The following is a 23,232-nucleotide window of genomic DNA, read 5'->3' as shown; positions in this document are numbered from 1 at the left end:
GCTGGATTGCCTGATATCAAAGTGGGCCCGTTCAAGCAAGCGCAAGGCTCGATTGTGTTGCCGGGATCAAAAAGTATTTCTAATCGCGTACTGTTATTAGCGGCACTTTCATCCGGTACGACTACTCTTAAAAATTTGCTTGATGCAGACGATACGCAGGTCATGCGTAATGCTTTGCGCCAGCTTGGCTTGCGGGTAACCGATCAAACTGGCAATGTCTGCGTGGTAGAGGGTTGTGGCGGTAAATTTCCTGTGCTGGATGCTGATCTCTTTATGGGTAATGCCGGTACGGCGATTCGTCCATTGACAGCAGCGCTTGCAATGCAGGGTGGTAACTACCGTCTATCTGGTGTACCGCGTATGCATGAGCGGCCCATTCGTGATCTGGTGGATGGGTTGCGTCAAGTGGGCGCAGAGATTGATTACGAATTACAGGAAGGCTATCCTCCGATCAAGATTGTTGCAGCGAATATTGAGATCAACGATGTAGTGAAGGTACGTGGCGATGTCTCTAGTCAATTCTTGACAGCCTTGTTGATGGCTTTGCCTTTAGTGGCAAAAGATCCGGTCAAGATTGAGGTGATTGGCGAGTTGATTTCTCGCCCCTATATCGACATTACACTGAAGTTAATGGCACGCTTTGGTGTGAAAGTTGCTTGCCCTGATGTGCAGTCATTTGTTATTCCTGCTAAAACTACTGATGCGGTGTATCAAAGTCCTGGCGTGTTATCAGTTGAGGGTGACGCATCCTCTGCATCCTATTTTTTAGCACTTGGCGCAATTGGTGGTGGTCCGGTCCGTGTTCTTGGTGTTGGCAGCGAGAGCATTCAGGGTGATGTAGCTTTTGCGGACGCATTGGCGCTCATGGGTGCAAAGATTGCTTCTGGTGAGGATTGGATTGAAGTTGCTGGCGTGAAGAGCGCCAATGGCAAGCTCAATGGTATTACGATCGATTGCACAGAGATTCCAGATGCAGCCATGACGCTGGCTGTTGCTGCCTTGTTTGCTGAGGGGCCAACCCGCTTGAACAATATTGCCAGTTGGCGCGTTAAAGAGACGGACCGTATTGCTGCAATGGCTAAAGAGTTAAAAAAAGTAGGCGCTATTGTTGAAGAGGGTACTGATTACATCGTAGTGCAAGCGCCCCCATCTCTTTCCGACTGGCAGTCTCCTGCCGATGGCATTGACACTTACGATGACCACCGCATGGCGATGTGTTTCTCATTAGCCGCTTTTGGTCCTCATGCCCTACAGATCAATGATCCTGACTGTGTAGCCAAAACTTTCCCAAGCTACTTTGCGGAATTTGCAAAGATCGTTTCCTAAAAGTCCGTTTTGATGAATTTGCCCCCAGTCATTGCCATTGATGGACCTACCGCCTCCGGCAAAGGAACAGTTGCTTCTTTGGTGGCCGAAAAGCTGGGTTTTCATTACTTGGATAGTGGGGCTCTCTACCGCTTAGTTGCCTTGGGAAGTCAAAAAGCAGCCATTGATCCCAAAAATGGCTTAGAACTGGGTATTTTGGCCAAAAACCTGGTGATTTCCTTCAAAAATGGCCAAATTCTGCTCAATTCTGAAAACGTCACTGAAGCGATCCGAGCCGAAAGTATTGGCCTGCGCGCCTCTGCAATAGCGGTTCATCCGGAGGTTCGGCAGGCTTTGGTGGGAGTTCAACATGGTTTTAGGGTTTTTCCAGGCCTTGTTGCTGATGGAAGAGACATGGCTAGCGTGATATTTCCGGATGCGGCGCTCAAGGTTTTTTTGACGGCAACAGCCAAGGCGAGAGCAGAACGTCGGTATAAGCAATTGATAGCTAAGGGAATTCCTGCTAAACTTGAGTACTTGCTACAAGATTTGCAGGAGCGTGATGCCAGGGATAGTAGTCGAGGCACTGCGCCCTTGTTACTTGCAGACGGCGCCAAATTGCTAGATACATCGGAATTATCGGTAGATCAAGCAGTTAAGACGGTTTTAGATTGGTATCAATCAAAAGTGGCTTCGTTTTTAGGTGGGTAGTAAAAAAGTAGTAAGTATTAAGTAGTAGAAGTTGTTTTGGCGTCTTAAGAAACTCTACAACGCGATCATCTAATTTAGCGTGTTTCTTTGGGCTTTTTTAACCTAACCCGTCAGGCCTTCTGGCGGCACAAAGTGAATATATAAATGTCTGAATCATTTGCAGAACTATTTGAAGAATCATTAACCCGATCGAATATGAAGACCGGCCAAGTTATTTCGGCTGAAGTCCTTCGCATCGACCATAACTTCGTCGTTGTTAACGCTGGATTGAAATCCGAAGCGTTTATTCCTGTTGAAGAATTCCATAACGACGCTGGCGAGATTGAAGTAGCTCCCGGTGATTTCGTTTCTGTTGCTATTGACGCTCTTGAGAACGGCTATGGCGACACAATCCTTTCCCGTGACAAAGCAAAACGCTTGGCATCATGGATGAATTTGGAAAAAGCGCTTGAGCAAGCTGAAATCGTTACTGGTACTGTTACCGGTAAGGTTAAAGGCGGCTTGACAGTGATGGTGAACGGTATCCGCGCATTCTTGCCTGGATCACTCGTTGATACACGCCCAATCAAAGACACCAGCCCTTACGAAGGTAAGACGATGGAGTTTAAGGTTATCAAGCTTGACCGCAAGCGTAACAACGTCGTGTTATCACGTCGTGCAGTGGTTGAAGCTAGCCAAGGTGAAGAGCGCGCGAAGTTGATGTCTAACCTCAAAGAAGGTAGCGTTGTTCAAGGTATCGTTAAGAACATCACTGACTACGGCGCGTTCGTGGATCTCGGTGGTATCGATGGTCTCTTGCACATTACCGATTTGGCATGGCGTCGCGTGCGTCACCCAAGCGAGATGTTGACTGTTGGTCAAGAAGTGACTGCGAAGATTTTGAAGTTCGATCAAGAGAAGAATCGTGTTTCACTCGGTGTGAAACAGCTTGGTGATGATCCATGGGTCGGTATCGCTCGTCGTTACCCACCAAACACCCGTTTATTCGGCAAAGTAACCAACTTGACTGACTACGGTGCATTCGTAGAAATCGAATCCGGTATCGAAGGTTTGGTACACGTTTCTGAAATGGATTGGACTAATAAGAACGTTGCTCCAAGTAAAGCCACTGCATTAGGAACCGAAGTTGAAGTGATGGTTCTGGATATTGATGAAGACAAGCGTCGTATCAGCTTGGGCATCAAGCAGTGCAAAGCAAATCCATGGGAAGAGTTCTCACGTGGCCAACAAAAAGGCGACAAGCTGACTGGCGCAATTAAGTCTATTACTGACTTTGGCGTGTTCATTGGTTTGCCTGGCGGCATCGACGGTTTAGTTCACCTCTCAGACCTTTCATGGAATGAGCCAGGCGAAGAAGCGGTTAAGAGATTCAAAAAGGGCGACGAAGTTGAAGCCACTGTATTGGCCATTGATGTTGAGAAAGAGCGTATCTCTCTCGGTATTAAGCAATTGTCTGGTGATCCGTTCAATAACTACACATCTGTTAGCGACAAGGGTAGCCTTGTAACTGGAACTGTGAAAGCGGTTGATGCAAAAGGTGCAACCATTCACTTGGCAGATGAAGTTGAAGCTTATTTACGTGCTTCTGAGATCTCAACTGATCGCGTTGAAGATGCACGCAATGTATTGAAAGAAGGCGACAGCGTTACTGCAATGATCATTAATATTGATCGTAAGTCACGCGTCATTAATCTCTCAATCAAAGCTAAAGACAGCTCTGATCAACAAGATGCTATGAGCAAGCTCCAAGGTGATGCGCAGTCTGGCACAACCAACTTGGGTGCTTTGTTAAAAGCGAAGATGGACAATCAAGGCTAAATGAATATCGCCGCTCTCCACCAGGAGGGCGGCGCTTATTAATTGATAGATCATGTCAGATCAAGAGCAACAAGCAATTACTCGCTCCGAACTCGTGGAGAGCTTGGCGGAACAGTTTCCGCAGCTGCTGCCTCGAGATGTAGAGTTAGCGGTAAAGACATTGCTAGACACCATGACTCATGCTTTAGCCGAAGGCAAGCGGATTGAGTTGCGTGGTGTTGGAAGCTTTGTTTTGCATCATCGTCCTGCGCGTGCTGGTCGTAACCCAAAATCTGGTGAGAAAGTATTGATCCCAGAAAAACGGGTGCCCCATTTCAAGCCTGGTAAAGAATTACGTGAGCGGGTTGATTACAAGCCGTTAAAGCAGGTGAGCCCTAAAGAGGGTTCTGGTGCCTAGTTATCTAGCGCATATCCAGTGGTCCATTCGGACCATTTTTTTATTTAAGTTCTGCAGATCATGATTCAGATTGCAACCTCCTGGTTACTGTTATTGCCGGTGATGTTTGGTATCGGCTGGTTGGCCTCGCGTTGGGATTTACGTCTTGAGAATCGCATGGATGAGCGCGAGCGCATGCGTCAGCAGCGCTCCACCTTTAAAGGCTTAAGCCTTTTGTTAAATGAACAGCCAGATCAGGCAATTGAAACTTTAGTCAAAATTGCTCAGCTTGATCCTGAGACTATTGAGCTGCACTTTGCTTTGGGTAGTTTATTCCGTCGCCGTGGTGAAACTGAGCGCGCGATTCGAGTTCACCAACATTTAGCGAATCGTGATGATCTAAAACCACGTGATCGCGACCATGCCGCCTATGAATTGGGTCGTGATTTTCTACGCGCTGGCTTATTGGATCGGGCTGAAGCATCATTAAATCGAGTGGGTGTAGGAAAGTTCGCCGCTCCAGCGAAAGAGAGTCTACTGGAGATGTACCAGATTGAGCGAGACTGGAAAAAAGCCATCATTGCCGCTAGCGAGCTCGAGGGCCTGCAAGGCAAGTCTCATCATACGGAGATTGCACAGTTTCATTGTGAGATTGGCCAAGAAGCATTGCGTCGTAAGGACTTGCCAGAGGTCGAGCAATCAGTTCAATTAGCATTACAAGCGGTCCCCCATCATGCACGTGCACTCATTTTGCAGGGCGATTATTTGATTGCTATGGATCGCCCGGCCCAGGCAATTGAGGTATGGGCGATGATTGCCAAGACGCATCCCGCTTATATGCACCTACTTGCAGATCGTTGGATGGCGGCACACACTGTACTAAATAAAGCGGATGAAGGTCTAAGTGCACTTTGTGAGTTATTAAAAACCCAGGCTTCTGGTGAGTTGTTAGATATCGTGCAAAAGCACATGACCCAAATTCGGGGTGCTCAAGCTGCTGAAGTGATGTTGGTGGAAGTGATGCAGCATTCGCCAAGCTTGAGCGCACTCTCGAAACTGGCAGAGACCCGTTTGGCTTTAGCGGAGAGTAATGGGACGCCAGAGAGAGTTTCTGATCTTCAAGCGACTCTTAGTTTGTTAAAGCAGCGAACTACGAGTTTGGCTCGGTATACCTGCGGCAATTGTGGTTTCCGTGCAAGACGCTTTTATTGGCAGTGTCCTGGTTGTAATCATTGGGAGGCTTATTCCCCAAGGCGTAGTGAAGGTTCTGTGTCTAGCGGCCCATCGATGTAGATTAACTAAACCGTCATCAAATAGTTTTTTAATGATGGAATTGAAACAAATAGATATTTGGAGATACCTTGAAAGTTACGATCATTGGCAGTGGGTACGTAGGTCTCGTTACTGGCGCTTGCTTAGCGGAACAAGGTAACAATGTCTTTTGCGTTGACGTGGACCCTAAAAAGATTGCGATTTTGAACTCTGGTGGCGTACCGATTTATGAGCCAGGGCTCAAAGAGATGATTGAGCGCAATCGCGCTGCTGGCAGACTTCAATTCTCAACGGATATTGCTGCCTCTGTTGCACATGGCGATATTCAATTTATTGCTGTTGGTACCCCTCCAGATGAAGATGGCTCAGCTGATCTACAGTATGTTGTGGCAGCAGCTCGTAATATCGGCCTTCATATGATTACCCCTAAAGTGATCGTTGATAAATCTACTGTGCCAGTAGGTACCGCCGACAAGGTTTCTGCAGCGATTACTGAAGAGCTGAATAAAAGAGGACTCTCACCGGAGTTGTGCTCTGTAGTATCTAATCCAGAGTTCCTTAAAGAGGGTGCTGCAGTTGAAGACTTTATGCGTCCAGATCGCATTGTGATCGGCACGCAAACTACACCAGCTGGTATGCGCGCTAAAGAGCAAATGCGCAAACTCTATGCCCCGTTTAATCGCCACCATGAGCGTACCTATTACATGGATGTGAGGAGTGCAGAGCTCACCAAATACGCAGCCAATGCTATGTTAGCAACTCGTATCTCGTTTATGAACGAGTTGGCCAATCTAGCCGACTTAGTGGGTGCTGATATTGAAGCGGTGCGGCAAGGCATTGGGTCAGATTCCCGCATTGGTTATGGCTTTTTGTACTCTGGTACGGGTTACGGTGGATCTTGCTTTCCGAAAGATGTTTCAGCTTTATCCAAGACTGCAATTGAGCATGGTCGTGATCTCAAGATTTTGGATGCTGTAGAGGCTGTCAATGAAGCCCAAAAATATATCTTGGTTGAGAAAATTGAAAAACGCTTTGGCAAGGACCTATCAGGGAAGAAGTTCGCATTATGGGGTTTAGCATTTAAGCCCAATACAGACGATATGCGTGAAGCACCTAGTCGTGTGATTATTCAGGAGCTGATTAAGCGTGGCGCCCAAATTGTGGCCCATGATCCTGTGGCAATGCCTGAGGCTCAGCATTGCTTTGATGCAGACTTTAAAGGCAATCCCGAAGGTCTAAAAAAAGTGAGCTTGGTGGATGATCCCATGGCGGCAGTCGATGGCTGCGATGCTCTCGTAATCGTGACCGAGTGGAAAGCCTTCCGTAGTCCAGATTTTGATCTTCTGAAGGCTAAGCTCAAAACCCCGATTATTTTTGATGGCCGCAACCTATATGAGCCTCAAGCTATGCAAGAATTAGGTATTGAGTACCAAGGTATTGGCCGTCATAATTAATTCATTAGTACAAAAGAACCATTAGAGAAATTAGAGAGATTAGTAATATCGTGGAAAAAGCGAACCGAGAACAATTTTCTAAAGCCCGTCTATTAGTGGTGGGTGATGTCATGCTCGATCGCTATTGGTTTGGTGATACAAATCGTATTTCTCCTGAGGCTCCCGTTCCAGTGGTTCAGGTAAGTAAGATTGATGAGCGTTTAGGTGGTGCTGCTAACGTGGCTCGTAACGTAGCCGCCCTAGGTGCAAAAACGACGATCTTGGGTGTGATTGGTGATGATGAAGCAGGCCATCGAGTTTCTGATCTACTGAAGTCCAGTGACGTCGATAGTCAGCTGGAGGTAGATGCGAAAGTACCTACTATTGTGAAATTACGAGTGATTGCAAGGCAGCAGCAATTGATTCGTTTAGACTTTGAAGAGGCACCTAGTGAGTCAGCTTTAGCGCATAAGTTAGAGCGTTATGAAAAGCTCATAAGTGATGCTGACGTAGTTATTTTGTCTGACTATGGCAAAGGTGCCTTAGGTCAAGTGGCTCTAATGATTGAGCAGGCTAGAGCTCAAAAGAAAATGATCTTAGTCGATCCAAAGGGCGACGACTACCTCAAATATCGTGGTGCTACTGTACTGACCCCGAATCGAAGTGAACTACGCCAGGTTGTGGGACAGTGGACAAGTGAAGAAGATCTCACAAAGAGGGCGCAAGATCTTAGAAAATCCTTAAACCTCGAGGCGCTGCTACTTACTCGCTCTGAAGAAGGCATGAGTTTGTTTACTGACTCGGGTGTGAGTCATGTAAAAGCCCAGGCACGAGAAGTGTTTGATGTATCAGGCGCAGGTGATACGGTGATTGGTACTCTCGCTGTCGCATTGGCAGCCGGGTGGCCGCTAGAAAAAGCAATGGCTTTAGCTAACCGTGCCGGCGGCATCGTGGTGGGTAAATTGGGAACAGCCACCGTTACTTCTGAGGAGTTGCAATGACAATTATCGTGACGGGCGCGGCAGGATTTATTGGCGCCAACATTGTGCAAGCGCTCAATGCGCGTGGTGAGAAAAATATCATTGCTGTGGATGATTTGCGTCCTGCAGATAAGTATCGCAACCTAGCCGACTTAGACATCATTGATTATCTGGATAAAGATGAGTTTCTAGAGGCATTCAGAAGTGGTCGTTTTGGCAAGGTTAAGGCGGTGTTTCATGAGGGGGCCTGTTCCGACACAATGGAAACGGATGGCATTTTCATGATGGCGAATAATTTTCGCTACACCATGGATTTATTGGATATCTGCACTGAGCAAAAAGTGCAGTTACTGTATGCATCCTCTGCAGCAACCTATGGCGGCTCTGAGGTATTTATAGAAAGTCGCGAGCACGAGAAGCCGTTAAATATTTATGGCTATTCGAAGTTCTTATTTGATCAAGTGATGCGTAAGCGATTTGCTGAAAAAGCAAATGCAGCCCAAGTAGTGGGTTTTCGATATTTCAATGTGTATGGTCCGCGTGAATCACACAAAGGTCGTATGGCCTCAGTGGCCTTTCACCAATACCATCAATACAAGGCCAATGGCAAAGTAAAGCTCTTTGGTGAGTATGGTGGTTATGGTGCTGGCGAACAAAGCCGTGACTTCGTCTCAGTTGAAGACGTAGTGAAAGTAAATCTCTATTTTTTGGATCACCCAGAAATTAGCGGCATCTTCAATTTGGGCAGTGGTCTTGCACAACCATTTAATGATGTAGCCCATGCAGTAGCCAATGCCATGCGTAAGAGTGATCAGGCTAACCCTGCAAGCTTAGAAGAATTGGTTAAGGAAAAGGCAATTGAGTACATCCCATTCCCAGATGCGCTTAAAGGAAAGTACCAGTGCTTTACTCAGGCCGATTTAACAAAACTGCGCGCTGCTGGTTATAAAGAGCCCTTCCTTAATGTAGAGCAGGGTGTCAGTCGTTATATCGCTTGGCTATCAGCTAATGCAGATTTCTTGGCAAGTCCGCTGTAAGAAGTTAAAAACAGTCAACAGACTGGATTTCTATTCGTTGTAACTAATCCACTGGCATTTGTTGTCAGTGGATTTTTTTATTAACTGATGGAGATCGAATGAATCAATTATTAAAGGCTTTAGTATTTTCTGCATTTATAGCTGTCTCGGGCTTAGCGGCTGCCTCCCCAATTAATGTCAATACTGCTACTCAATCTGAGCTAGAGAGTATTAAAGGCATTGGGCCATCTAAGGCAAAGACGATTATTGCCGAGCGCTTGGATGGAGGGCATTTTCAGGATGCGAATGACTTACAAAAGCGCGTTCGCGGTATTGGCATGAAATCCGTGGAAAAAATGGTGGATAACGGTTTAACGATTGAGGCACCCAGTTCCTTTCGCGAGCCGCATGGCCGTACCAATAAGGAGAGTTCCGCTGGCAGTAGACGCGGTTCACGTAGTCAAGGTAACTCTCGCTCTAATCCGGAGCGTTCGACGCCCAATCGCCGAAATTAAGCCCTTTTACATCTAGCGTGGCTTATGGCTAAAATAGTTTGATGAGCACACCTTCCTACTTAACTATTTCACAGACTGTGGGTAATACACCCCTGGTTCGATTGCAACGCATTCCTGGCGCTGAAAACGACTCTAAAAATAATCTGATCTTAGGAAAGTTAGAAGGTAATAACCCAGCGGGGTCGGTCAAAGACCGACCTGCGCTGTCGATGATTGTGCGCGCCCAAGAGCGCGGTGAGATTCAACCTGGCGATACACTTATTGAGGCGACTAGTGGCAATACGGGCATTGCATTGGCGATGGCTGCTGCCATGTTGGGTTACAAGATGGTTTTAGTGATGCCGGAAAATCAAAGTATTGAACGTAGGCAAAGTATGGCTGCTTATGGCGCAGAACTGATTCTGACAGCAGCTTCAGGCGGTATGGAGTTTGCGCGTGACTATGCGCTGCAGTTACAAAAAGAGGGTCGTGGAAGACTGCTTGATCAATTTGCCAATCCTGATAATCCACGCGCTCATATTGAAACTACTGGACCAGAAATCTGGCGTGATACTGATGGACAGGTGACACATTTCGTTTCATCGATGGGTACCACCGGGACGATTACGGGAGTCTCTACTTTTTTAAAGTCCATGAATCCCCATATTCAGATCATCGGTGCACAACCCGAAGAAGGTTCGCAGATTCCGGGTATTCGTAAATGGGCCCCTCAGTATTTACCAAAGATCTATCAGGGCGATAGGGTTGACCATATTGAGTATGTAAGCCAAGCAGATGCCGAAGAGATGGCTCGTCGCCTTGCGGCTGAAGAGGGCATCTTCTGTGGTATTTCAGCAGGCGGTGCTTTGGTGGTTGCCTTGCGAATTGCTCGTCAGGTAGAAAATGCCACTATTGTCTTTATCGTATGTGACCGTGGTGACCGCTATCTCTCTACTGGAGTTTTCCCGGCGTGAGACATGCAGGCTGGCGTAATTAAGTCTGCTTTACCTTTTTCTTGCTAGCAGCCTTCTTGGGTTTTGCTTTAGTGGGTTGAACTGATTTCGGTTCTTTGACATTTGCTTTCATTGGGGTGGCCGGCACTACGCTTTGATTCTTATATCCCAGAGCTTCAGCAAATTCTGCAACGCTTTGCGCATAAAAATAGCTACGGTTGTATTGCACAATCGCAAGGAAGTTGTTTAGACCTACTGCATAGCGCACCTGATCGTTACCATCTTTATCTGGATAAGGAAGATCAATGATCAGCGCTTTACTTTGTAGCTCAACCCCGCCCGCTTGAAGGTCACCTTGTTCTTTCGTCAAAATACCTTTTCCGATCAGCTCCGCAATGGTGTATTTCAGTTGAGGTTCGCCATCAGCAAGTAGCCTTGCCTCACTTACACCTGATTCCTGTACAGGGAAGTAAATCGGCATTCCCGGTTGCCAACCATGCTTTCTCATAAAGTTTGCAACGCTAGCGATGGCATCTTTAGGGCTTAGCCTCAGGTCGATGCGACCATCTCCATCCCCATCCACTCCGAAGTTACGAATACTGCCAGGCATAAACTGCGGCAGTCCAATAGCACCAGCGTAAGAGCTAGTTTGATTGAGGCAGGCATTAAAGCGTGCTGGGTTCAAGCCTTGGCTTGTATTGTTGGCTGGCAAGTTCCCGCCACCCTCAGTCCAGCACAAGAGGATTAACTCCTGTAATTGATCTTTAAAGAGCTGTTCGCGACTCGCTTTATTGGGCGTGTCTGGGTAGCTAAAGGCAAGCGTTGAGAGCACATCCTTGACCCGAAAAGTCCCAGTCTGGCGCCCATAGATGGTTTCAATCCCAATGATCGCAACGATCACTTCGGCCGGAACCCCGGACTCTTGCTCAACTTTGCTAAGGAAGGCCTGGTTTTGCTCCCAAAAAGCCTTGCCAGCCTTGAGTCGAATCGGCTCAATAAAGCGCTTGCGATAGGCGACCCAATTCTTCTTAAAGCTACCCGAGGGGGGTAAAACCAATTTCCGAATAGATGGAATTGTTTTAGCATCGGAAAAGCCTGATTCAAGGCTTGCCTGAGGGATGCCTTGGGTTTGAGCGATTTGGCTAATCAATTGGTTGAGATTTTGGCTAAAACGGACTTCTGTGGCGACATCCTCAGACTGGTTTACGATAGTCTCCTTAGGGCTCACTTGTTGGGTGGTGGTGCTCGAGCAGGCACTCAAGAGCAGGGCCAAGAGTACTGTAGAGGTGAGGTGGGAGACGCGAAAATTCATAGATTGAAAAATGGATTTTTAGGATGTAAATAGGTTTTTATGAATTATAAAAATGATCGTTTTGCTATTAAGGATTTCTAGTAATGACAACAGGATACATAACTCATCCGGATTTTCTAAAACATGAGATGGGTAGCCACCATCCCGAGTGCCCAGAGCGCATTCAGGCTATCAATGATCAGTTAATTCGGAGTGGCGTTGACCGCTTTTTGCAGCATCTAGATGCGCCCCTGGCAACCGAGGAGCAACTGGAGTTGGTGCATAGCCCTGATCATATTGCCTTTGTCAAAGAGTGCTCACCAGCAAGCGGCTACTTCATGCTGGATGGTGACACCATCATGAACCCCCACACCTGGAGCGCTGCTCTACGCGCAGCAGGCGCTGCCATAGCTGGCGTTGATGCAGTCATGAAGGGCGAGGTTGAGAATGTATTTTGTGCTGTTCGCCCCCCCGGACATCATGCGGAACCAACTCGCTCAATGGGATTTTGTGTCTTTGATAGCGTCGCGATAGCAGCACGGTATGCAATGGATGCTTATGGGATTGAGCGTGTGGCTATCGTTGACTTTGATGTTCATCATGGCAATGGGACTGAAGCTGCATTCTTGAACGATCCGAATGTGCTCATGTGTAGCTTCTTTCAGCATCCGTTTTATCCATACAGCGGCTTAGATAGAGCAAATAATATGGTGAACGTACCGCTTCCTGCGTCGACACGTGGAGATGTAGTGCGCTCCATCGTTGAGGAGCAATGGTTACCACGCTTACGAGATTTTGAGCCGGAGCTCATCATTATCTCTGCAGGATTTGATGCTCATCGTGAAGATGATTTGGGGCAAATGGGTTTAGTTGAAGATGACTATGCTTGGATTACCAAGCAGCTTAAGGGTGTTGCAAACCAATATGCCCAAGGTCGTATCGTCAGCTGTCTTGAGGGCGGCTATAACCTTTCTGCTTTGGGCCGCAGCGTGGTGGCGCACGTCAAGGCGCTCGCTGATCTGTAGGCTCAGAATCAAGGGGTGATTGATCTTTCATATTGCATGGCAATAGGAAGATAAAATACGGTGTTTACTTCAAATAATTGAGAATTAAGAATGAAAATCTTGGTGGCAGTAAAACGTGTTGTTGATTACAACGTCAAAATTCGAGTGAAATCAGACCAGTCTGGTGTAGATTTAGCGAATGTCAAAATGAGCATGAATCCTTTTGATGAAATCGCTGTTGAAGAAGCTGTGCGACTAAAAGAGGCTGGTGTAGCTAGCGAGATAGTGGTAGTTTCCGCTGGTCCTACCCAGTGCCAAGAAACGTTGCGCACTGCTTTAGCAATTGGGGCTGATCGCGCTATCTTGGTAGAGGCAGATAGTGATTTACAGCCTTTAGCTGTAGCAAAAATTCTGCAAGCAATTTGCCAAAAAGAGCAGGCCCAAATCGTCATTTTGGGGAAGCAAGCAATTGATGACGATAGCAACCAAACTGGCCAAATGTTAGCGAGTCTAATGGATATTCCGCAGGCTACTTTTGCATCTAAAGTTGTCGTTGCTGATTGTAAGCTCAATGTTACTCGTGAAGTAGACGGTGGTCTTGAAACCATCTCTCTTAGCCTACCAGCGGTTGTGACAACAGACCTGCGTTTAAATGAACCTCGCTACGTGACGCTTCCCAACATTATGAAGGCGAAGAAAAAGACGCTTGAGATCATTAAGCCTGAAGATCTTGGTGTGGATATTTCACCAAGATTAAAGACGATTAAAGTGGAAGAGCCTCCTAAGCGAAGCGCTGGCATCATCGTTGCAGATGTAGCCGCCTTAGTGGATAAATTAAAAAATGAAGCGAAGGTGATTTAAATGGCCGCACTCGTTATTGCCGAACATGACAATGTTTCTCTTAAAGCAGCTACGCTGAATGCTATCGCTGCAGCTCTACAGTGCGCTCCAGAGGTTGATGTGCTGATTGCTGGAAGTACTGTAGATGCTGTTGCATCAGCAGCAAGTCAAGTAATGGGCGTCAGAAAAGTCATTCTTGTTGATGATCTGAGCTTGGCTGATCAACTCGCGGAGCCTTTAGCTGCACAAATTTTGGCACTTGCAAATAACTACAGTCATATTCTTGCGCCCGCGACAGCAAACGGTAAAAATACCTTGCCGCGTGTTGCGGCGAAGTTAGATGTGGCTCAATTATCTGACGTTACCAAGGTGCTCAATGCACAGACTTTTGAGCGTCCGATTTATGCGGGCAATGCCATTGCAACAGTCGAATCTAGCGATCCTGTAAAAGTGATTACCGTGCGTACTACCGGTTTTGATCCTGTTGCCGCAACAGGTGGCTCTGCTGTCATTGAGAAGCAGCCTGCTGTCATGACGGCTAGCCCAACCGCCTCTACTTTTATTGGCCGTGAACTCACGAAGTCGGATCGTCCAGAACTGACGGCCGCCAAAATTATTGTGTCTGGAGGGCGCGGACTAGGTTCTGGTGAAAAGTATCAAGAACTCATTGCTCCTCTGGCGGATCAATTGGGCGCAGCCCTAGGAGCTTCGCGCGCAGCAGTGGATGCTGGGTATGTGCCGAATGATTATCAAGTCGGTCAGACAGGCAAGATCGTTGCTCCACAGCTTTACATTGCAGTGGGTATTTCTGGCGCTATTCAGCATTTAGCCGGAATGAAAGATTCAAAAGTGATTGTGGCGATCAATAAGGATCCTGAGGCCCCGATCTTTGGCGTTGCCGACTATGGACTAGTTGCTGATCTGAATACGGCCCTGCCTGAGCTGACTCAAGCGCTGTCATAAATTACCCCTTTTGAGGGGGGTAGTTGGAGTAGATTTAGGGCAAAAAAGCTATCTACATTACTGAGATAGCTTTTTTGCCTCTAGCAGTTGTGAAATGAAGAACTGTTCAAAAGCAATGGCTAGGAAAGTCATCATGAAGCCCGCACCAAATACGAGTGAAAAAATCACCGTGAGTACGACCGGCCATCTCGATTGAGTCGCTCTTTGTGGATCAAGTCCTGGGTTAAATTGTGCATCCCATTTTTCATCAGCGCGCAGGCCATAAGCAATCGTGGTTAACCAGCTCGCTTCGAGCGTGATGAAGCCGAAGGTAATTAAAACCCAACCTGGCGCAGAATTAAAATGGGTGTCTTTCAGGATCACCCAACCAGCGATGCCGCCAATAAAGGCGAATAGTTGCGCCCATCCCCAAAAGGATTTCAATCCTTGTAGATAAAAACAATTGAAGCCTGTACCTGGAAAAAGTAATCCGAGTGAGCAAAACAGGAGCTTGTATTTTTTCATTCAGACTTTCGGTAATCAATTTGTATATAAGTGTGGGAGTATTTTATTTGGGCGAATAACTTTTTTGCATAAAGCTTAATACTTCACGATCAGCGCCAATGATTAATAGTTGATCGCCATTACGCACAATCGTACGGTAATCGGCTAATTCATACAGGAAGTCATTTTCTAGCTCCATACGCTGCGCAGTACAAGCCATCTTGGTGCTAGTGAGTTGATCTAAGGTAAAACCTCGAGCATCCTCAGTAATGCGTGCAGTAAAGCGATTGCAGCCTGAAGATCCACTCACGCGTTCACCGTTGGCATCGAAAGTAATTTGGATGGGGTTGCTGTTATCGCCCTGAGGAACTTGCCTTGCGCGTATCTCGCCCCTAGCGTTGGGCGCTAGATTCCAGCGCACTAGCTCCCACTTGGTGTTTCGGAATTCACTGCTGGGCGGGCTAGTTTTGGCGGTGCAGGGCGGAATAATATTGGCGCAGGCTGTCAAAAAAGCCAAACTCAGACCAGAAAAAAGCAGAAATAGCCTATTTAAAGTACTTTTGGGCGATCTTAAAATCTGAATTTTAGGCGACATATTTCTTTAAGTGACTGTTTTTAATGAATATTTTTTAATTTAACGTATATCATTCTACTGTTGAAGTCAGTTACATGGGGCAGTTAAATAGGTGGAACAAGTAGGGGTTTTCGTCTAGAATATGAGGTTTTCCGCTATACCGTGCATTTGTTTGATTGATTTGCTCGGTGAGTTGGAGCCCAGGATTTGGCAGTAATTTCATTGGGTTGTAATCAACCTGTTTTCATTTTTAGATTTTAAGGAATAAGTATGGTCGTCATTCGACTGGCACGCGGCGGTTCTAAGAAGCGCCCTTTTTATAGCATCGTGGCTACTGACAAGCGCAACCGTCGCGACTCGAATTTTATCGAGCGTATTGGTTACTTCAATCCACAAGCAGCAGCGACAGAGCAGGCAATGCGTATTGCTCAAGATCGTTTGACTTATTGGACTGGTGTTGGCGCACAGATTTCTCCAACAGTAGTTCGTTTGATCAAAAACAATCCTGCTGTCTAAAGATTTCAAATCCAAAGACTTTTTCTTTGCGATGAAGTCTTTGGTAGCAGAGTTGTCTTGCAGTATCACCCTGGGAGTTGAGGTGGCCTCAATATGATTACACCTTCCCTGGATGATTTGATTGAGCTTGGCGCCGTCCAAGATGCTCAAGGCTTACAGGGTCAGATTAAGGTTCGCCCTCATTCTGCCGATCCCGTAGCGCTCTTATCTAGCAAAGAACTGTGGTTATCTCTCATTCCTCGTCGGAGTGCGGCTATTGCTGTATCTCATGAGCAGGCTTCACTGAAGCTGTATAAAGTGAAGCAAGCCAAGATGCATAGCGGTACGGTTCTCATTGCCTTAGATGGCATTATCGATCGCGATCAAGCTGAGGCCTTAAAAGGTGCTCGCATTCTAGTGAGTCGCGATGTTTTTCCCAAGGTAGAGAGCGATAGTTATTACTGGGTTGATCTCATTGGCTGCAAAGCAGTCAATCTCCAAGGCGAAAGTTTAGGAGAGGTGATTGATATCAACGATAACGGTGCTCATGGAGTCATTGCTCTTGGCGACCTTGAAACAAAAACAGTAAAACAGTTAGTGCCTTTTGTAAAAGAGGCAGTAAAGAGCGTTGACTTACCTAACAAGCTAATTACACTTGATTGGCAAGCTGATTGGTAGTCGAATGATTGGCCTAATAAACAGTCTTTGAAGTGCTATTCCCATGATGCGATTTGATGTAGTTAGCCTTTTTCCCGAAATGTTCTCTGCACTAACGCAATGGGGCGTTACTGGACGCGCTTGCGAGCAAGGTCTTGCTACTGTCAACCTCTGGAATCCTCGAGATTTCTGCCCCGATCCCCGTAAGACGGTAGATGATCGCGCTTATGGCGGCGGTCCGGGTATGGTCATGATGGCAAAACCATTGGAGGACACGATATCTGCGCTTAAGGTCGCACATCGTGCTCAAAACCTCACTTCCGGCCCAATTTGCCTCTTAGCTCCTCAGGGAGAGGTGTTTTCCCAAAAGATGGCAAAAGACATCCTCAATGATGGGAACATCACCTTCATTTGCGGTCGATATGAGGCGGTAGACCAACGGTTTATCGATAGAAATGTGGATTTGCAGCTTTCTATGGGTGATTTTGTGGTTTCTGGCGGTGAATTGCCTGCCATGACCATGATGGATGCGGTCATTCGCCTTATTCCGGGAGCTCTTGGAGATGGTGAATCGGCTGTCCAGGATAGCTTTATAAATGGCCTTTTAGACTACCCACACTACACCCGTCCAGAAATATATGAAAATTTATCTGTTCCTGACGTGCTTTTAGGCGGACATCACGCTAAAATAGCGGATTGGCGTCGGCAGAAGTCTTTAGAGCTGACGTTAAGGCTTCGACCTGATTTAATTGAATCAGCAAGAGCTAATGGGTTGCTAAGTAAAGAAGATGAACAATTTCTTCGAACGCTGTAAGCGATTACAGTTTTGATTGAACGGTTTGTGTTTTGATTTAGTGAAATGGTTTTAACTACATCCTCTGTCTGGTCCGTTGATGAAAGTCTCGGGATTAAACGCTGACAAGATGTTTAAGGATGAATAATGAATTTGATCGAAAAAATTGAGCAAGAAGAAATTGCTCGCTTAATGGCCAATAAAGTGCTGCCAAGTTTTGCTCCTGGCGACACAGTAGTTGTTGGTGTTAGCGTAGTTGAGGGTACACGTAAGCGTATCCAGGCCTTTGAAGGCGTTGTGATTGCTAAGCGCAATCGCGGATTGAACTCCAGCTTTATCGTTCGCAAGATTTCCTCTGGCGAAGGTGTAGAGCGTACATTCCAAACTTACTCACCATTGATCGCTAGTATTGAAGTGAAGCGTCGCGGTGACGTGCGTCGTGCAAAGCTGTACTACTTGCGTGATCGTTCAGGTAAGTCTGCACGTATTAAAGAGAAGCTTCCTGCTCGTAAAGTTAAAGTAGTTGCTGAGACAGTAGCGGAATAAGCTTTGCTTTAATGCAAAAGAGAAAGGTGGCCTAGGTCACCTTTTTTATTGCCCTAAAATAATGATATGAGTCAGAAACCACATTCTCAAGACCGGGTATTGAGCGTTGCCGCACATTTGGCTTTTGATGCGCAGTCAATACCAATTCATAAGGTGTGTGCTGACCAGCCAAAAGTCGCTGCCTATATATTGGATCCGCTGAAGTTACGTGATCGTTTTCAGAGCCCCCCGGTTTGGCAGCCAGAGATCACGGATGAGAATCGACATGTCATCGCTACAGATATCATTTCGAAACGCCAAGCTGCCGGTAAAGTGACTCACGCTGCTGTCCTCATTCCTTTGCTACTGAAGGATGATGGCCTCTCTGTTTTGCTAACCCAAAGAACTGATCATTTGCATGATCATGCGGGTCAGATTAGCTTTCCGGGAGGGCGGATGGATCCAGGCGACTCAGATCCCAATCACACTGCCTTACGGGAAAGTGAGGAGGAGATTGGTTTGAATCAACAAGGTGTTGAGATTATTGGCCACTTGCCCCAGTATTTAACCGTTTCGGGCTATAGTGTGACGCCAGTTGTAGGATTGGTGAAACCTCAGGCAGAATATGCCTTAGACGCTTTTGAAGTGGCGGATGTTTTTGAGGTGCCTTTACATTTTTTAATGGATCCCGCAAATCACCAAGTGCGAGTCTGGCAAAGTGATCAAGGTAGTCGCCAGTTTTATTCAATGCCCTATGAAAATCGTTTTATCTGGGGTGCCACTGCTGGAATGTTGCGTAACCTTTATCATTTATTAAAAGTATGACTTTCTTTTCTATTCTCTTCGCCCTTATTGCCGAGCAATATCGCCCGGTAACTTCTACTCATTGGATAGCGCGCATGAGTGCGCGATGGTTAGATTGGGTTGCCGGTGAATTCGGCGGCAAGACTGAGCAAGGTGCCAGTCCTGTGGGTGCCCGTATGGCGTGTTTGGTAGCCTTCATTCTGCCGACATTCTTAGTATTTGCGCTATATGTTGCCTGTATGGTGACTTACCCGATCCTTGGTTTCTTGTGGAACGTTGCCATTGCCTATTTATTCTTTGGCTTTCGCCAATTTAGCCACTCATTTACAGTCGTACATGAAGCCATCGCAAATCATGATCTGCCTGCGGCTCGACTAGCCCTGGCGGAGTGGTATGGCCCAGAGCTAGACGCCTCTAATCTCAGTGAGACTGAAGTAATTTCCTTGGCTCTAGAGCGCGCTATCATCGGCTCCCACCATCATGTTTTTGGTGTCTTGTTTTGGTTTTTAATGCCCATCGGTCCAGCAGGCGTGGTGTTATATCGCTTGGCTGATACTGCTGCTCAGCGCTGGTCAGAAAAAGGTGATGTCAATTTAAGTGAGGCAGCACGCCATTTCTTCTACGTCTTAGATTGGATTCCTGCTCGCATCACTGCGATGGGCTTTGCCATTGTGGGCAACTTTGAAAGCGCAGTTTATGCATGGCGTCATCTCACTGGCAAATGGTCTGACTCTTTGTCGGCAGTCATATTGGCATCGGGTAGTGGTGCCTTGGGTGTTCGCTTGGGCGAACCCATGAGCGAGCCTGATAGTGATGAAGCTCTGCGGATGGCTGAAGCTGGCGAGCCAGTAATTTATGAGGTAGGTCTTGAGCCAACTGAACGCACGATGCGTTCAGCTATCGGCTTGGTATGGCGCTTAGTTATCGCTTGGATGGCTTTATTGCTAATGCTGACCATCGCTCTTTGGCTTAGCTGATTCCTTGAATCTGAGTATCGGCAGTCTTTGAGTCAGAGCGCAATTGTCTAAATAGCGCCAGTCTTTCTGGCGCTATTTCATTTTTATCTACCGCTGCTCGTATTGCACAATCTGGCTCGGACTGGTGTGCACAATTGTGAAAGCGACACTTGCCCAACAAGTCATGAAATTCTCTAAAGGCATGCTCTAGTTCGCTAACCGACATGTGCGCTAGACCAAACTCCTGAAAGCCCGGAGAGTCAATTAAGGCGCCTAATTTACCATGAGCATCTCTGCCCCAAGCCTCGGGTAGTTCAAAGTAACGACAAGCAGTCGTCGTATGTTTTCCGGTATCTAGGCGAACTGAATATTCTTGGGTAATTGCGGCTGCGTTAGGAACCCAAGCATTCAGCAGACTCGATTTGCCCATCCCCGATTGCCCAACAAAAACAGATACCTTGCCGCAGATAGCGGGGCGTAATGCCGCAATAGAGGCCTCATCAAACTTCGCGGAGACCTCAGTGACGGGATAGCCCATACGAGCATAAGGCGCAATGATTTTACGAGCGTGCTCTAAGTTATCTTTGAGGTCACACTTGTTTAATAGGATATGCAAACCAATTTGATTCGTCTCTGCAGCAACAACAGCTCTTCCCAAAAGGTCTGGCGAGAAAGCGGGTTGCGTAGCTAGTACGACTAATATTTGATCGACATTTGAGGCGATTAATTTGCTTTTGAAAGCATCGGATCGGTAAAGTAAATTCTCCCTTGGCTCGATACGAACAATGCGCGCTTGATCGCTTGAAGTCATCTCCACTAACATGCGATCACCCACGGCACCAATATGCTGCTTAGCTGGAGTGCTCACCTGAATTAACTCACCAGCAGGAGACTCATTTCCGCGCCCATCTTGAACTAAGCGCTGCGCTAAATAGTGTCGTCCATAAGAAGCAGTCAGTAGCGCATGAAATTGTTCCATTAACTTAATTGGCTCCTAGTGCCTTTGGTTAAAGCGCTTGAGATTAGCGATGCGTAATGGAGCTGGCGGATGTGAGCTGTAAAAAGCGGTGTAGATTGGATCCGGCGTCAAAGTGGATGCATTGTCCTGGTAAAGCTTTACTAAAGCGGTAATCAAGTCAGTCGCAGAAGATTTATCTGCTGCAAAACCATCAGCCTCATATTCATGTTTACGCGATGCCAAGCTAGACAGCGGCGTGAGAAAGAAGCTAAATACTGGTGATACCAACAAGAAGAGTGCTAGAGCTAAGCCACCGTTATAGCCATTGGGATTCGGCATGACGCCAAGATCACTATAGAACCAGGGCTGTGTGCTGACCCAACCCAAGAGGGCAAGTGTCACAAAGCTCAAGCCAAAAGAAACGATTAAGCGCTTACGGATATGGTTGCACTTGTAATGACCCAGTTCATGAGCAAGTACCGCCTCTACTTCACCAGGATTCAGCTTCTCAATTAAGGTGTCAAAAAAGACAATACGTTTGGCCTTACCCATGCCGGCAAAAAATGCATTGCCGTGCGCACTACGCTTGCTTCCATCCATGACAAAAAGACCTTGGCTCGCAAAATCGCAGCGATTTAATAAGGCTTCAATCTGCGTCTTCAAGGGACCTTCTTCTAGCGCTTCGAACTTATTAAAGATGGGCGCGATAAAGGTTGGGAATATCCACTGCATTAATAGACTAAATGCGGTCAGAACACCCCAAGCCCACAACCACCAAAAATCACCAGCCTGAGCCATGAGACTGAGGATGACCCAGAGGAGGGGAAAGCCAATCGCACCACCCACTCCCAGACCTTTAAACATATCACTAAAGAAGAGCTTGGTGTTCATACGATTAAAGCCAAAACGCTCTTCAAGATGAAACTGTTTGTACCAAGAAAAAGGTAGGTCAATAATTCCAGAGATCAGCACAATCGAGAAGAGTAGGGCAATTTGTTGCGCAATACCTTCACCGAGTAATTGCAAGAGACCCATATTCAGAATCTGTAGCCCACCCATCAGCGTGAAGGCGATCAAAATAATGGCGCTGACACCATTCTCTAGAACGCCTAAACGGAGTTTAGCGATGGTGTAGTCGGCAGCCTTTTGATGCTCTGCCAAAGAGATCTGAGAGGCAAACTCTGCTGGGACACGATCACGGTTAATAGCAACGTGACGAATTTGGCGTTGGGATAACCAGTGGCGTAGACCAAAGCTGGCGATGAAGGCGATTAGAAAAACAATTGTGAATGTCATGAGATGATTATAGATATGAGTGAAAAAATTGTTACCCCGGCAGCAAAGACGGCGCCAGCCAACGAACACTTGATTTGGGTGGATATGGAGATGTCAGGCTTAGACCCCGAAAAAGAGCGTATTTTGGAAATTGCTGTGATTGTGACGGATGCGCACCTCAATACCATCGCAACCGCCCCTGTTTGGGTGGTCCATCAAGACGATGCCTTATTGGATGCCATGGATGCCTGGAATAAAGGTACCCACGGACGCTCAGGCCTGATTGATAAGGTTAAAACCTCAATAACTGATGAAGCCACTGCTGAAGCTGAATGTATTGCTTTTCTTAAGCAATATATCAAGCCAGGAATAGCCCCAATGTGCGGCAATACGATTGGTCAAGATCGACGCTTCATGGCCAAGTACATGCCGAAACTAGAGGCCTTCTTTCATTACCGAAATATCGACGTTTCTACCCTAAAAGAGCTTTGTAAACGCTGGCATCCTGAGCTGGTTAAGGGTTTTACTAAAAAGCAGGCCCATACCGCTTTGGCAGACATTGAAGAGTCCATTGAGGAGCTCAAGTACTACCGTGATAAGTTTATCGTCCCACTGCCAGAGTGACTCGGCTGTTATTTCTTCAGGGCGCTCTTGGGTCTAAAGGTTTTGATGATAGCTTCATCGGTCTCAATGTAAGGGCCGCCAATCAGGTCAATGCAGTAGGGAACAGCAGCAAAGATGCCGGGCACAATCGATTTACCTTCACCATCCTTCAAGCCCTCAAGCGTCTCCTTAATGGATTTCGGCTGGCCTGGCAAATTGATCACCAGGGCAGCATGCCCCTCAATCTCTCGTAAAACGGCAGTCTGCCGCGACAAAATCGCAGTAGGCACAAATCGTAGGCTGATTTGACGCATTTGCTCGCCAAATCCGGGCATTTCCCGGGTTCCAGCGTCCATTGTGGCCTCAGGGGTCACATCTCTCAGAGAGGGGCCTGTACCGCCCGTAGTGAGGATTAAATCGCAGCCTAGCTCATCAGATAGTTCCACGATGGTTTCAGTAATGATTTCACGCTCGTCAGCAATGAGGCGCTCATGAAAGACGCAGGGGCCTGTAATTGCCGTCTCTAGCCACAATTTCAGGGCGGGAACACCTTCATCGATGTAAACACCCTTGCTCGCTCTATCGGAGATTGAAATCAGGCCAATTTTGATTTCGTTGGGAGAGGATCTTTTCCAGGCTTCTGTATGCATCAT

General features: G+C 46.9%; 25 protein-coding genes and 1 pseudogene. 20 read left to right on the top strand and 6 right to left on the bottom strand.

Annotation, left to right across the window (positions count from 1 at the left end; genetic code table 11):
- The first annotated feature begins 6 nt into the window (after positions 1-6).
- From aroA to cysM, 10 genes and pseudogenes are all read left to right on the top strand, one after another.
- Entirely contained in the window at positions 7-1,326 is a 1,320-nt protein-coding gene (aroA, locus tag DN92_RS08245) for a 3-phosphoshikimate 1-carboxyvinyltransferase (RefSeq protein ID WP_173961309.1), read from the top strand.
- A gap of 12 nt (positions 1,327-1,338) precedes the next feature.
- Positions 1,339-2,016, top strand: a complete 678-nt coding sequence (cmk, locus tag DN92_RS08240; protein ID WP_173960780.1) for a (d)CMP kinase — start codon at positions 1,339-1,341, stop codon at positions 2,014-2,016.
- A 144-nt stretch (positions 2,017-2,160) separates the two neighbouring features.
- Positions 2,161-3,834: a 30S ribosomal protein S1 gene (gene rpsA / locus DN92_RS08235; protein ID WP_173960779.1), complete on the top strand. Its 1,674-nt coding sequence runs from the start codon at positions 2,161-2,163 to the stop codon at positions 3,832-3,834.
- Positions 3,835-3,886: 52 nt separating this feature from the next.
- Positions 3,887-4,183 (top strand): annotated as a pseudogene (locus tag DN92_RS08230) (integration host factor subunit beta); the annotation flags it as partial.
- A 108-nt stretch (positions 4,184-4,291) separates the two neighbouring features.
- The gene (gene lapB / locus DN92_RS08225) at positions 4,292-5,503 is read left to right on the top strand and encodes a lipopolysaccharide assembly protein LapB (RefSeq protein ID WP_173960777.1); all 1,212 of its coding nucleotides are present in this window, start codon (positions 4,292-4,294) and stop codon (positions 5,501-5,503) included.
- Between the two features lie 68 nt (positions 5,504-5,571).
- On the top strand, positions 5,572-6,936 hold the full coding sequence (locus DN92_RS08220) for a UDP-glucose dehydrogenase family protein (RefSeq protein WP_173960776.1): 1,365 nt from the start codon (positions 5,572-5,574) through the stop codon (positions 6,934-6,936).
- 50 nt (positions 6,937-6,986) lie between these two features.
- A complete protein-coding gene (rfaE1, locus tag DN92_RS08215; RefSeq protein ID WP_173960775.1) occupies positions 6,987-7,916 on the top strand; it encodes a D-glycero-beta-D-manno-heptose-7-phosphate kinase in 930 nt (309 codons plus the stop codon).
- Entirely contained in the window at positions 7,913-8,932 is a 1,020-nt protein-coding gene (gene rfaD / locus DN92_RS08210; protein ID WP_173960774.1) for an ADP-glyceromanno-heptose 6-epimerase, read from the top strand. Before rfaE1 ends, rfaD begins: the two co-directional genes overlap by 4 nt.
- 98 nt (positions 8,933-9,030) lie before the next feature.
- On the top strand, positions 9,031-9,426 hold the full coding sequence (locus DN92_RS08205) for a ComEA family DNA-binding protein (RefSeq protein ID WP_173960773.1): 396 nt from the start codon (positions 9,031-9,033) through the stop codon (positions 9,424-9,426).
- Positions 9,427-9,467: 41 nt separating this feature from the next.
- Positions 9,468-10,379 carry a cysteine synthase CysM gene (gene cysM / locus DN92_RS08200; protein ID WP_173960772.1) on the top strand — a complete coding sequence of 304 codons (912 nt, stop codon included), beginning with the start codon at positions 9,468-9,470 and terminating at the stop codon, positions 10,377-10,379.
- A 19-nt stretch (positions 10,380-10,398) separates the two neighbouring features.
- On the opposite strand, the gene DN92_RS08195 is transcribed toward cysM, so the two are convergent.
- A complete protein-coding gene (locus tag DN92_RS08195) occupies positions 10,399-11,670 on the bottom strand; it encodes a lytic murein transglycosylase (RefSeq protein WP_173960771.1) in 1,272 nt (423 codons plus the stop codon).
- An 83-nt stretch (positions 11,671-11,753) separates the two neighbouring features.
- Here DN92_RS08195 and DN92_RS08190 point away from each other — a divergent pair, with 83 nt between their 5' ends.
- The 3 genes from DN92_RS08190 to DN92_RS08180 all read left to right on the top strand — a co-directional run bounded on the left by DN92_RS08190 (position 11,754) and on the right by DN92_RS08180 (position 14,456).
- Positions 11,754-12,674 carry a histone deacetylase family protein gene (locus DN92_RS08190; protein WP_173960770.1) on the top strand — a complete coding sequence of 307 codons (921 nt, stop codon included), beginning with the start codon at positions 11,754-11,756 and terminating at the stop codon, positions 12,672-12,674.
- Between the two features lie 90 nt (positions 12,675-12,764).
- Positions 12,765-13,514 (top strand): electron transfer flavoprotein subunit beta/FixA family protein, encoded by a 750-nt coding sequence (locus DN92_RS08185; RefSeq protein ID WP_173960769.1) that lies wholly within the window; start codon positions 12,765-12,767, stop codon positions 13,512-13,514.
- Positions 13,515-14,456 (top strand): electron transfer flavoprotein subunit alpha/FixB family protein, encoded by a 942-nt coding sequence (locus DN92_RS08180; protein WP_173960768.1) that lies wholly within the window; start codon positions 13,515-13,517, stop codon positions 14,454-14,456.
- Between the two features lie 57 nt (positions 14,457-14,513).
- On the opposite strand, the gene DN92_RS08175 is transcribed toward DN92_RS08180, so the two are convergent.
- Together DN92_RS08175 and DN92_RS08170 are read right to left on the bottom strand one after the other, a co-directional pair.
- Positions 14,514-14,960, bottom strand: a complete 447-nt coding sequence (locus DN92_RS08175; RefSeq protein ID WP_173960767.1) for a hypothetical protein — start codon at positions 14,958-14,960, stop codon at positions 14,514-14,516.
- A 43-nt stretch (positions 14,961-15,003) separates the two neighbouring features.
- Positions 15,004-15,360 (bottom strand): META domain-containing protein, encoded by a 357-nt coding sequence (locus DN92_RS08170; protein WP_254598281.1) that lies wholly within the window; start codon positions 15,358-15,360, stop codon positions 15,004-15,006.
- 423 nt (positions 15,361-15,783) lie between these two features.
- On the opposite strand from DN92_RS08170, the gene rpsP reads away from it, so the two are divergent.
- The 6 genes from rpsP to DN92_RS08140 all read left to right on the top strand — a co-directional run bounded on the left by rpsP (position 15,784) and on the right by DN92_RS08140 (position 19,764).
- Complete coding sequence (rpsP, locus tag DN92_RS08165; RefSeq protein WP_011902362.1) at positions 15,784-16,029, top strand: 30S ribosomal protein S16; 246 nt, start codon at positions 15,784-15,786, stop codon at positions 16,027-16,029.
- A 93-nt stretch (positions 16,030-16,122) separates the two neighbouring features.
- Positions 16,123-16,686, top strand: coding sequence for a ribosome maturation factor RimM (gene rimM / locus DN92_RS08160; RefSeq protein ID WP_173960765.1), 564 nt, complete (start codon positions 16,123-16,125; stop codon positions 16,684-16,686).
- Between the two features lie 46 nt (positions 16,687-16,732).
- Positions 16,733-17,479, top strand: a complete 747-nt coding sequence (trmD, locus tag DN92_RS08155) for a tRNA (guanosine(37)-N1)-methyltransferase TrmD (RefSeq protein WP_173961308.1) — start codon at positions 16,733-16,735, stop codon at positions 17,477-17,479.
- Between the two features lie 126 nt (positions 17,480-17,605).
- A complete protein-coding gene (rplS, locus tag DN92_RS08150) occupies positions 17,606-18,004 on the top strand; it encodes a 50S ribosomal protein L19 (RefSeq protein WP_173960764.1) in 399 nt (132 codons plus the stop codon).
- A 66-nt stretch (positions 18,005-18,070) separates the two neighbouring features.
- On the top strand, positions 18,071-18,808 hold the full coding sequence (locus tag DN92_RS08145; RefSeq protein ID WP_173960763.1) for a CoA pyrophosphatase: 738 nt from the start codon (positions 18,071-18,073) through the stop codon (positions 18,806-18,808).
- A complete protein-coding gene (locus DN92_RS08140; protein WP_173960762.1) occupies positions 18,805-19,764 on the top strand; it encodes a CobD/CbiB family protein in 960 nt (319 codons plus the stop codon). The genes DN92_RS08145 and DN92_RS08140 overlap by 4 nt, the downstream gene beginning before the upstream one ends.
- On the opposite strand, the gene rsgA is transcribed toward DN92_RS08140, so the two are convergent.
- Positions 19,757-20,722 (bottom strand): ribosome small subunit-dependent GTPase A, encoded by a 966-nt coding sequence (gene rsgA / locus DN92_RS08135; protein ID WP_173960761.1) that lies wholly within the window; start codon positions 20,720-20,722, stop codon positions 19,757-19,759. The genes DN92_RS08140 and rsgA overlap by 8 nt on opposite strands.
- Before the next feature lie 15 nt (positions 20,723-20,737).
- Positions 20,738-21,997 carry a M48 family metallopeptidase gene (locus tag DN92_RS08130; protein ID WP_173960760.1) on the bottom strand — a complete coding sequence of 420 codons (1,260 nt, stop codon included), beginning with the start codon at positions 21,995-21,997 and terminating at the stop codon, positions 20,738-20,740.
- Between the two features lie 15 nt (positions 21,998-22,012).
- Here DN92_RS08130 and orn point away from each other — a divergent pair, with 15 nt between their 5' ends.
- The gene (gene orn, locus DN92_RS08125) at positions 22,013-22,600 is read left to right on the top strand and encodes an oligoribonuclease (protein ID WP_173960759.1); all 588 of its coding nucleotides are present in this window, start codon (positions 22,013-22,015) and stop codon (positions 22,598-22,600) included.
- Positions 22,601-22,608: 8 nt separating this feature from the next.
- Here the strand turns inward: orn and mog are convergent, their stop codons facing one another.
- Positions 22,609-23,232, bottom strand: coding sequence for a molybdopterin adenylyltransferase (mog, locus tag DN92_RS08120; protein WP_173960758.1), 624 nt, complete (start codon positions 23,230-23,232; stop codon positions 22,609-22,611).

Origin of the sequence: Polynucleobacter arcticus (assembly GCF_013307205.1) — a bacterium.
GTDB classification, from domain to species: domain Bacteria; phylum Pseudomonadota; class Gammaproteobacteria; order Burkholderiales; family Burkholderiaceae; genus Polynucleobacter; species Polynucleobacter arcticus.
Note: the sequence above shows the minus strand (reverse complement) of the source record. Positions and strands in the feature narration are given on the sequence as shown.

Coding starts and splice junctions, on each gene's coding strand:
- rplS (WP_173960764.1), top strand. CDS start 17,606: ATGAATTTGATCGAAAAAATTGAGCAAGAAGAAATTGCTCGCTTAATG.
- DN92_RS08205 (WP_173960773.1), top strand. CDS start 9,031: ATGAATCAATTATTAAAGGCTTTAGTATTTTCTGCATTTATAGCTGTC.
- DN92_RS08195 (WP_173960771.1), bottom strand. CDS start 11,670: ATGAATTTTCGCGTCTCCCACCTCACCTCTACAGTACTCTTGGCCCTG.
- rfaD (WP_173960774.1), top strand. CDS start 7,913: ATGACAATTATCGTGACGGGCGCGGCAGGATTTATTGGCGCCAACATT.
- trmD (WP_173961308.1), top strand. CDS start 16,733: ATGCGATTTGATGTAGTTAGCCTTTTTCCCGAAATGTTCTCTGCACTA.
- orn (WP_173960759.1), top strand. CDS start 22,013: ATGAGTGAAAAAATTGTTACCCCGGCAGCAAAGACGGCGCCAGCCAAC.
- rpsP (WP_011902362.1), top strand. CDS start 15,784: ATGGTCGTCATTCGACTGGCACGCGGCGGTTCTAAGAAGCGCCCTTTT.
- DN92_RS08175 (WP_173960767.1), bottom strand. CDS start 14,960: ATGAAAAAATACAAGCTCCTGTTTTGCTCACTCGGATTACTTTTTCCA.
- DN92_RS08185 (WP_173960769.1), top strand. CDS start 12,765: ATGAAAATCTTGGTGGCAGTAAAACGTGTTGTTGATTACAACGTCAAA.
- rpsA (WP_173960779.1), top strand. CDS start 2,161: ATGTCTGAATCATTTGCAGAACTATTTGAAGAATCATTAACCCGATCG.
- mog (WP_173960758.1), bottom strand. CDS start 23,232: ATGATGCATACAGAAGCCTGGAAAAGATCCTCTCCCAACGAAATCAAA.
- rsgA (WP_173960761.1), bottom strand. CDS start 20,722: ATGGAACAATTTCATGCGCTACTGACTGCTTCTTATGGACGACACTAT.
- lapB (WP_173960777.1), top strand. CDS start 4,292: ATGATTCAGATTGCAACCTCCTGGTTACTGTTATTGCCGGTGATGTTT.
- DN92_RS08180 (WP_173960768.1), top strand. CDS start 13,515: ATGGCCGCACTCGTTATTGCCGAACATGACAATGTTTCTCTTAAAGCA.
- DN92_RS08130 (WP_173960760.1), bottom strand. CDS start 21,997: ATGACATTCACAATTGTTTTTCTAATCGCCTTCATCGCCAGCTTTGGT.
- DN92_RS08145 (WP_173960763.1), top strand. CDS start 18,071: ATGAGTCAGAAACCACATTCTCAAGACCGGGTATTGAGCGTTGCCGCA.
- rimM (WP_173960765.1), top strand. CDS start 16,123: ATGATTACACCTTCCCTGGATGATTTGATTGAGCTTGGCGCCGTCCAA.
- cmk (WP_173960780.1), top strand. CDS start 1,339: ATGAATTTGCCCCCAGTCATTGCCATTGATGGACCTACCGCCTCCGGC.
- DN92_RS08190 (WP_173960770.1), top strand. CDS start 11,754: ATGACAACAGGATACATAACTCATCCGGATTTTCTAAAACATGAGATG.
- DN92_RS08140 (WP_173960762.1), top strand. CDS start 18,805: ATGACTTTCTTTTCTATTCTCTTCGCCCTTATTGCCGAGCAATATCGC.
- cysM (WP_173960772.1), top strand. CDS start 9,468: ATGAGCACACCTTCCTACTTAACTATTTCACAGACTGTGGGTAATACA.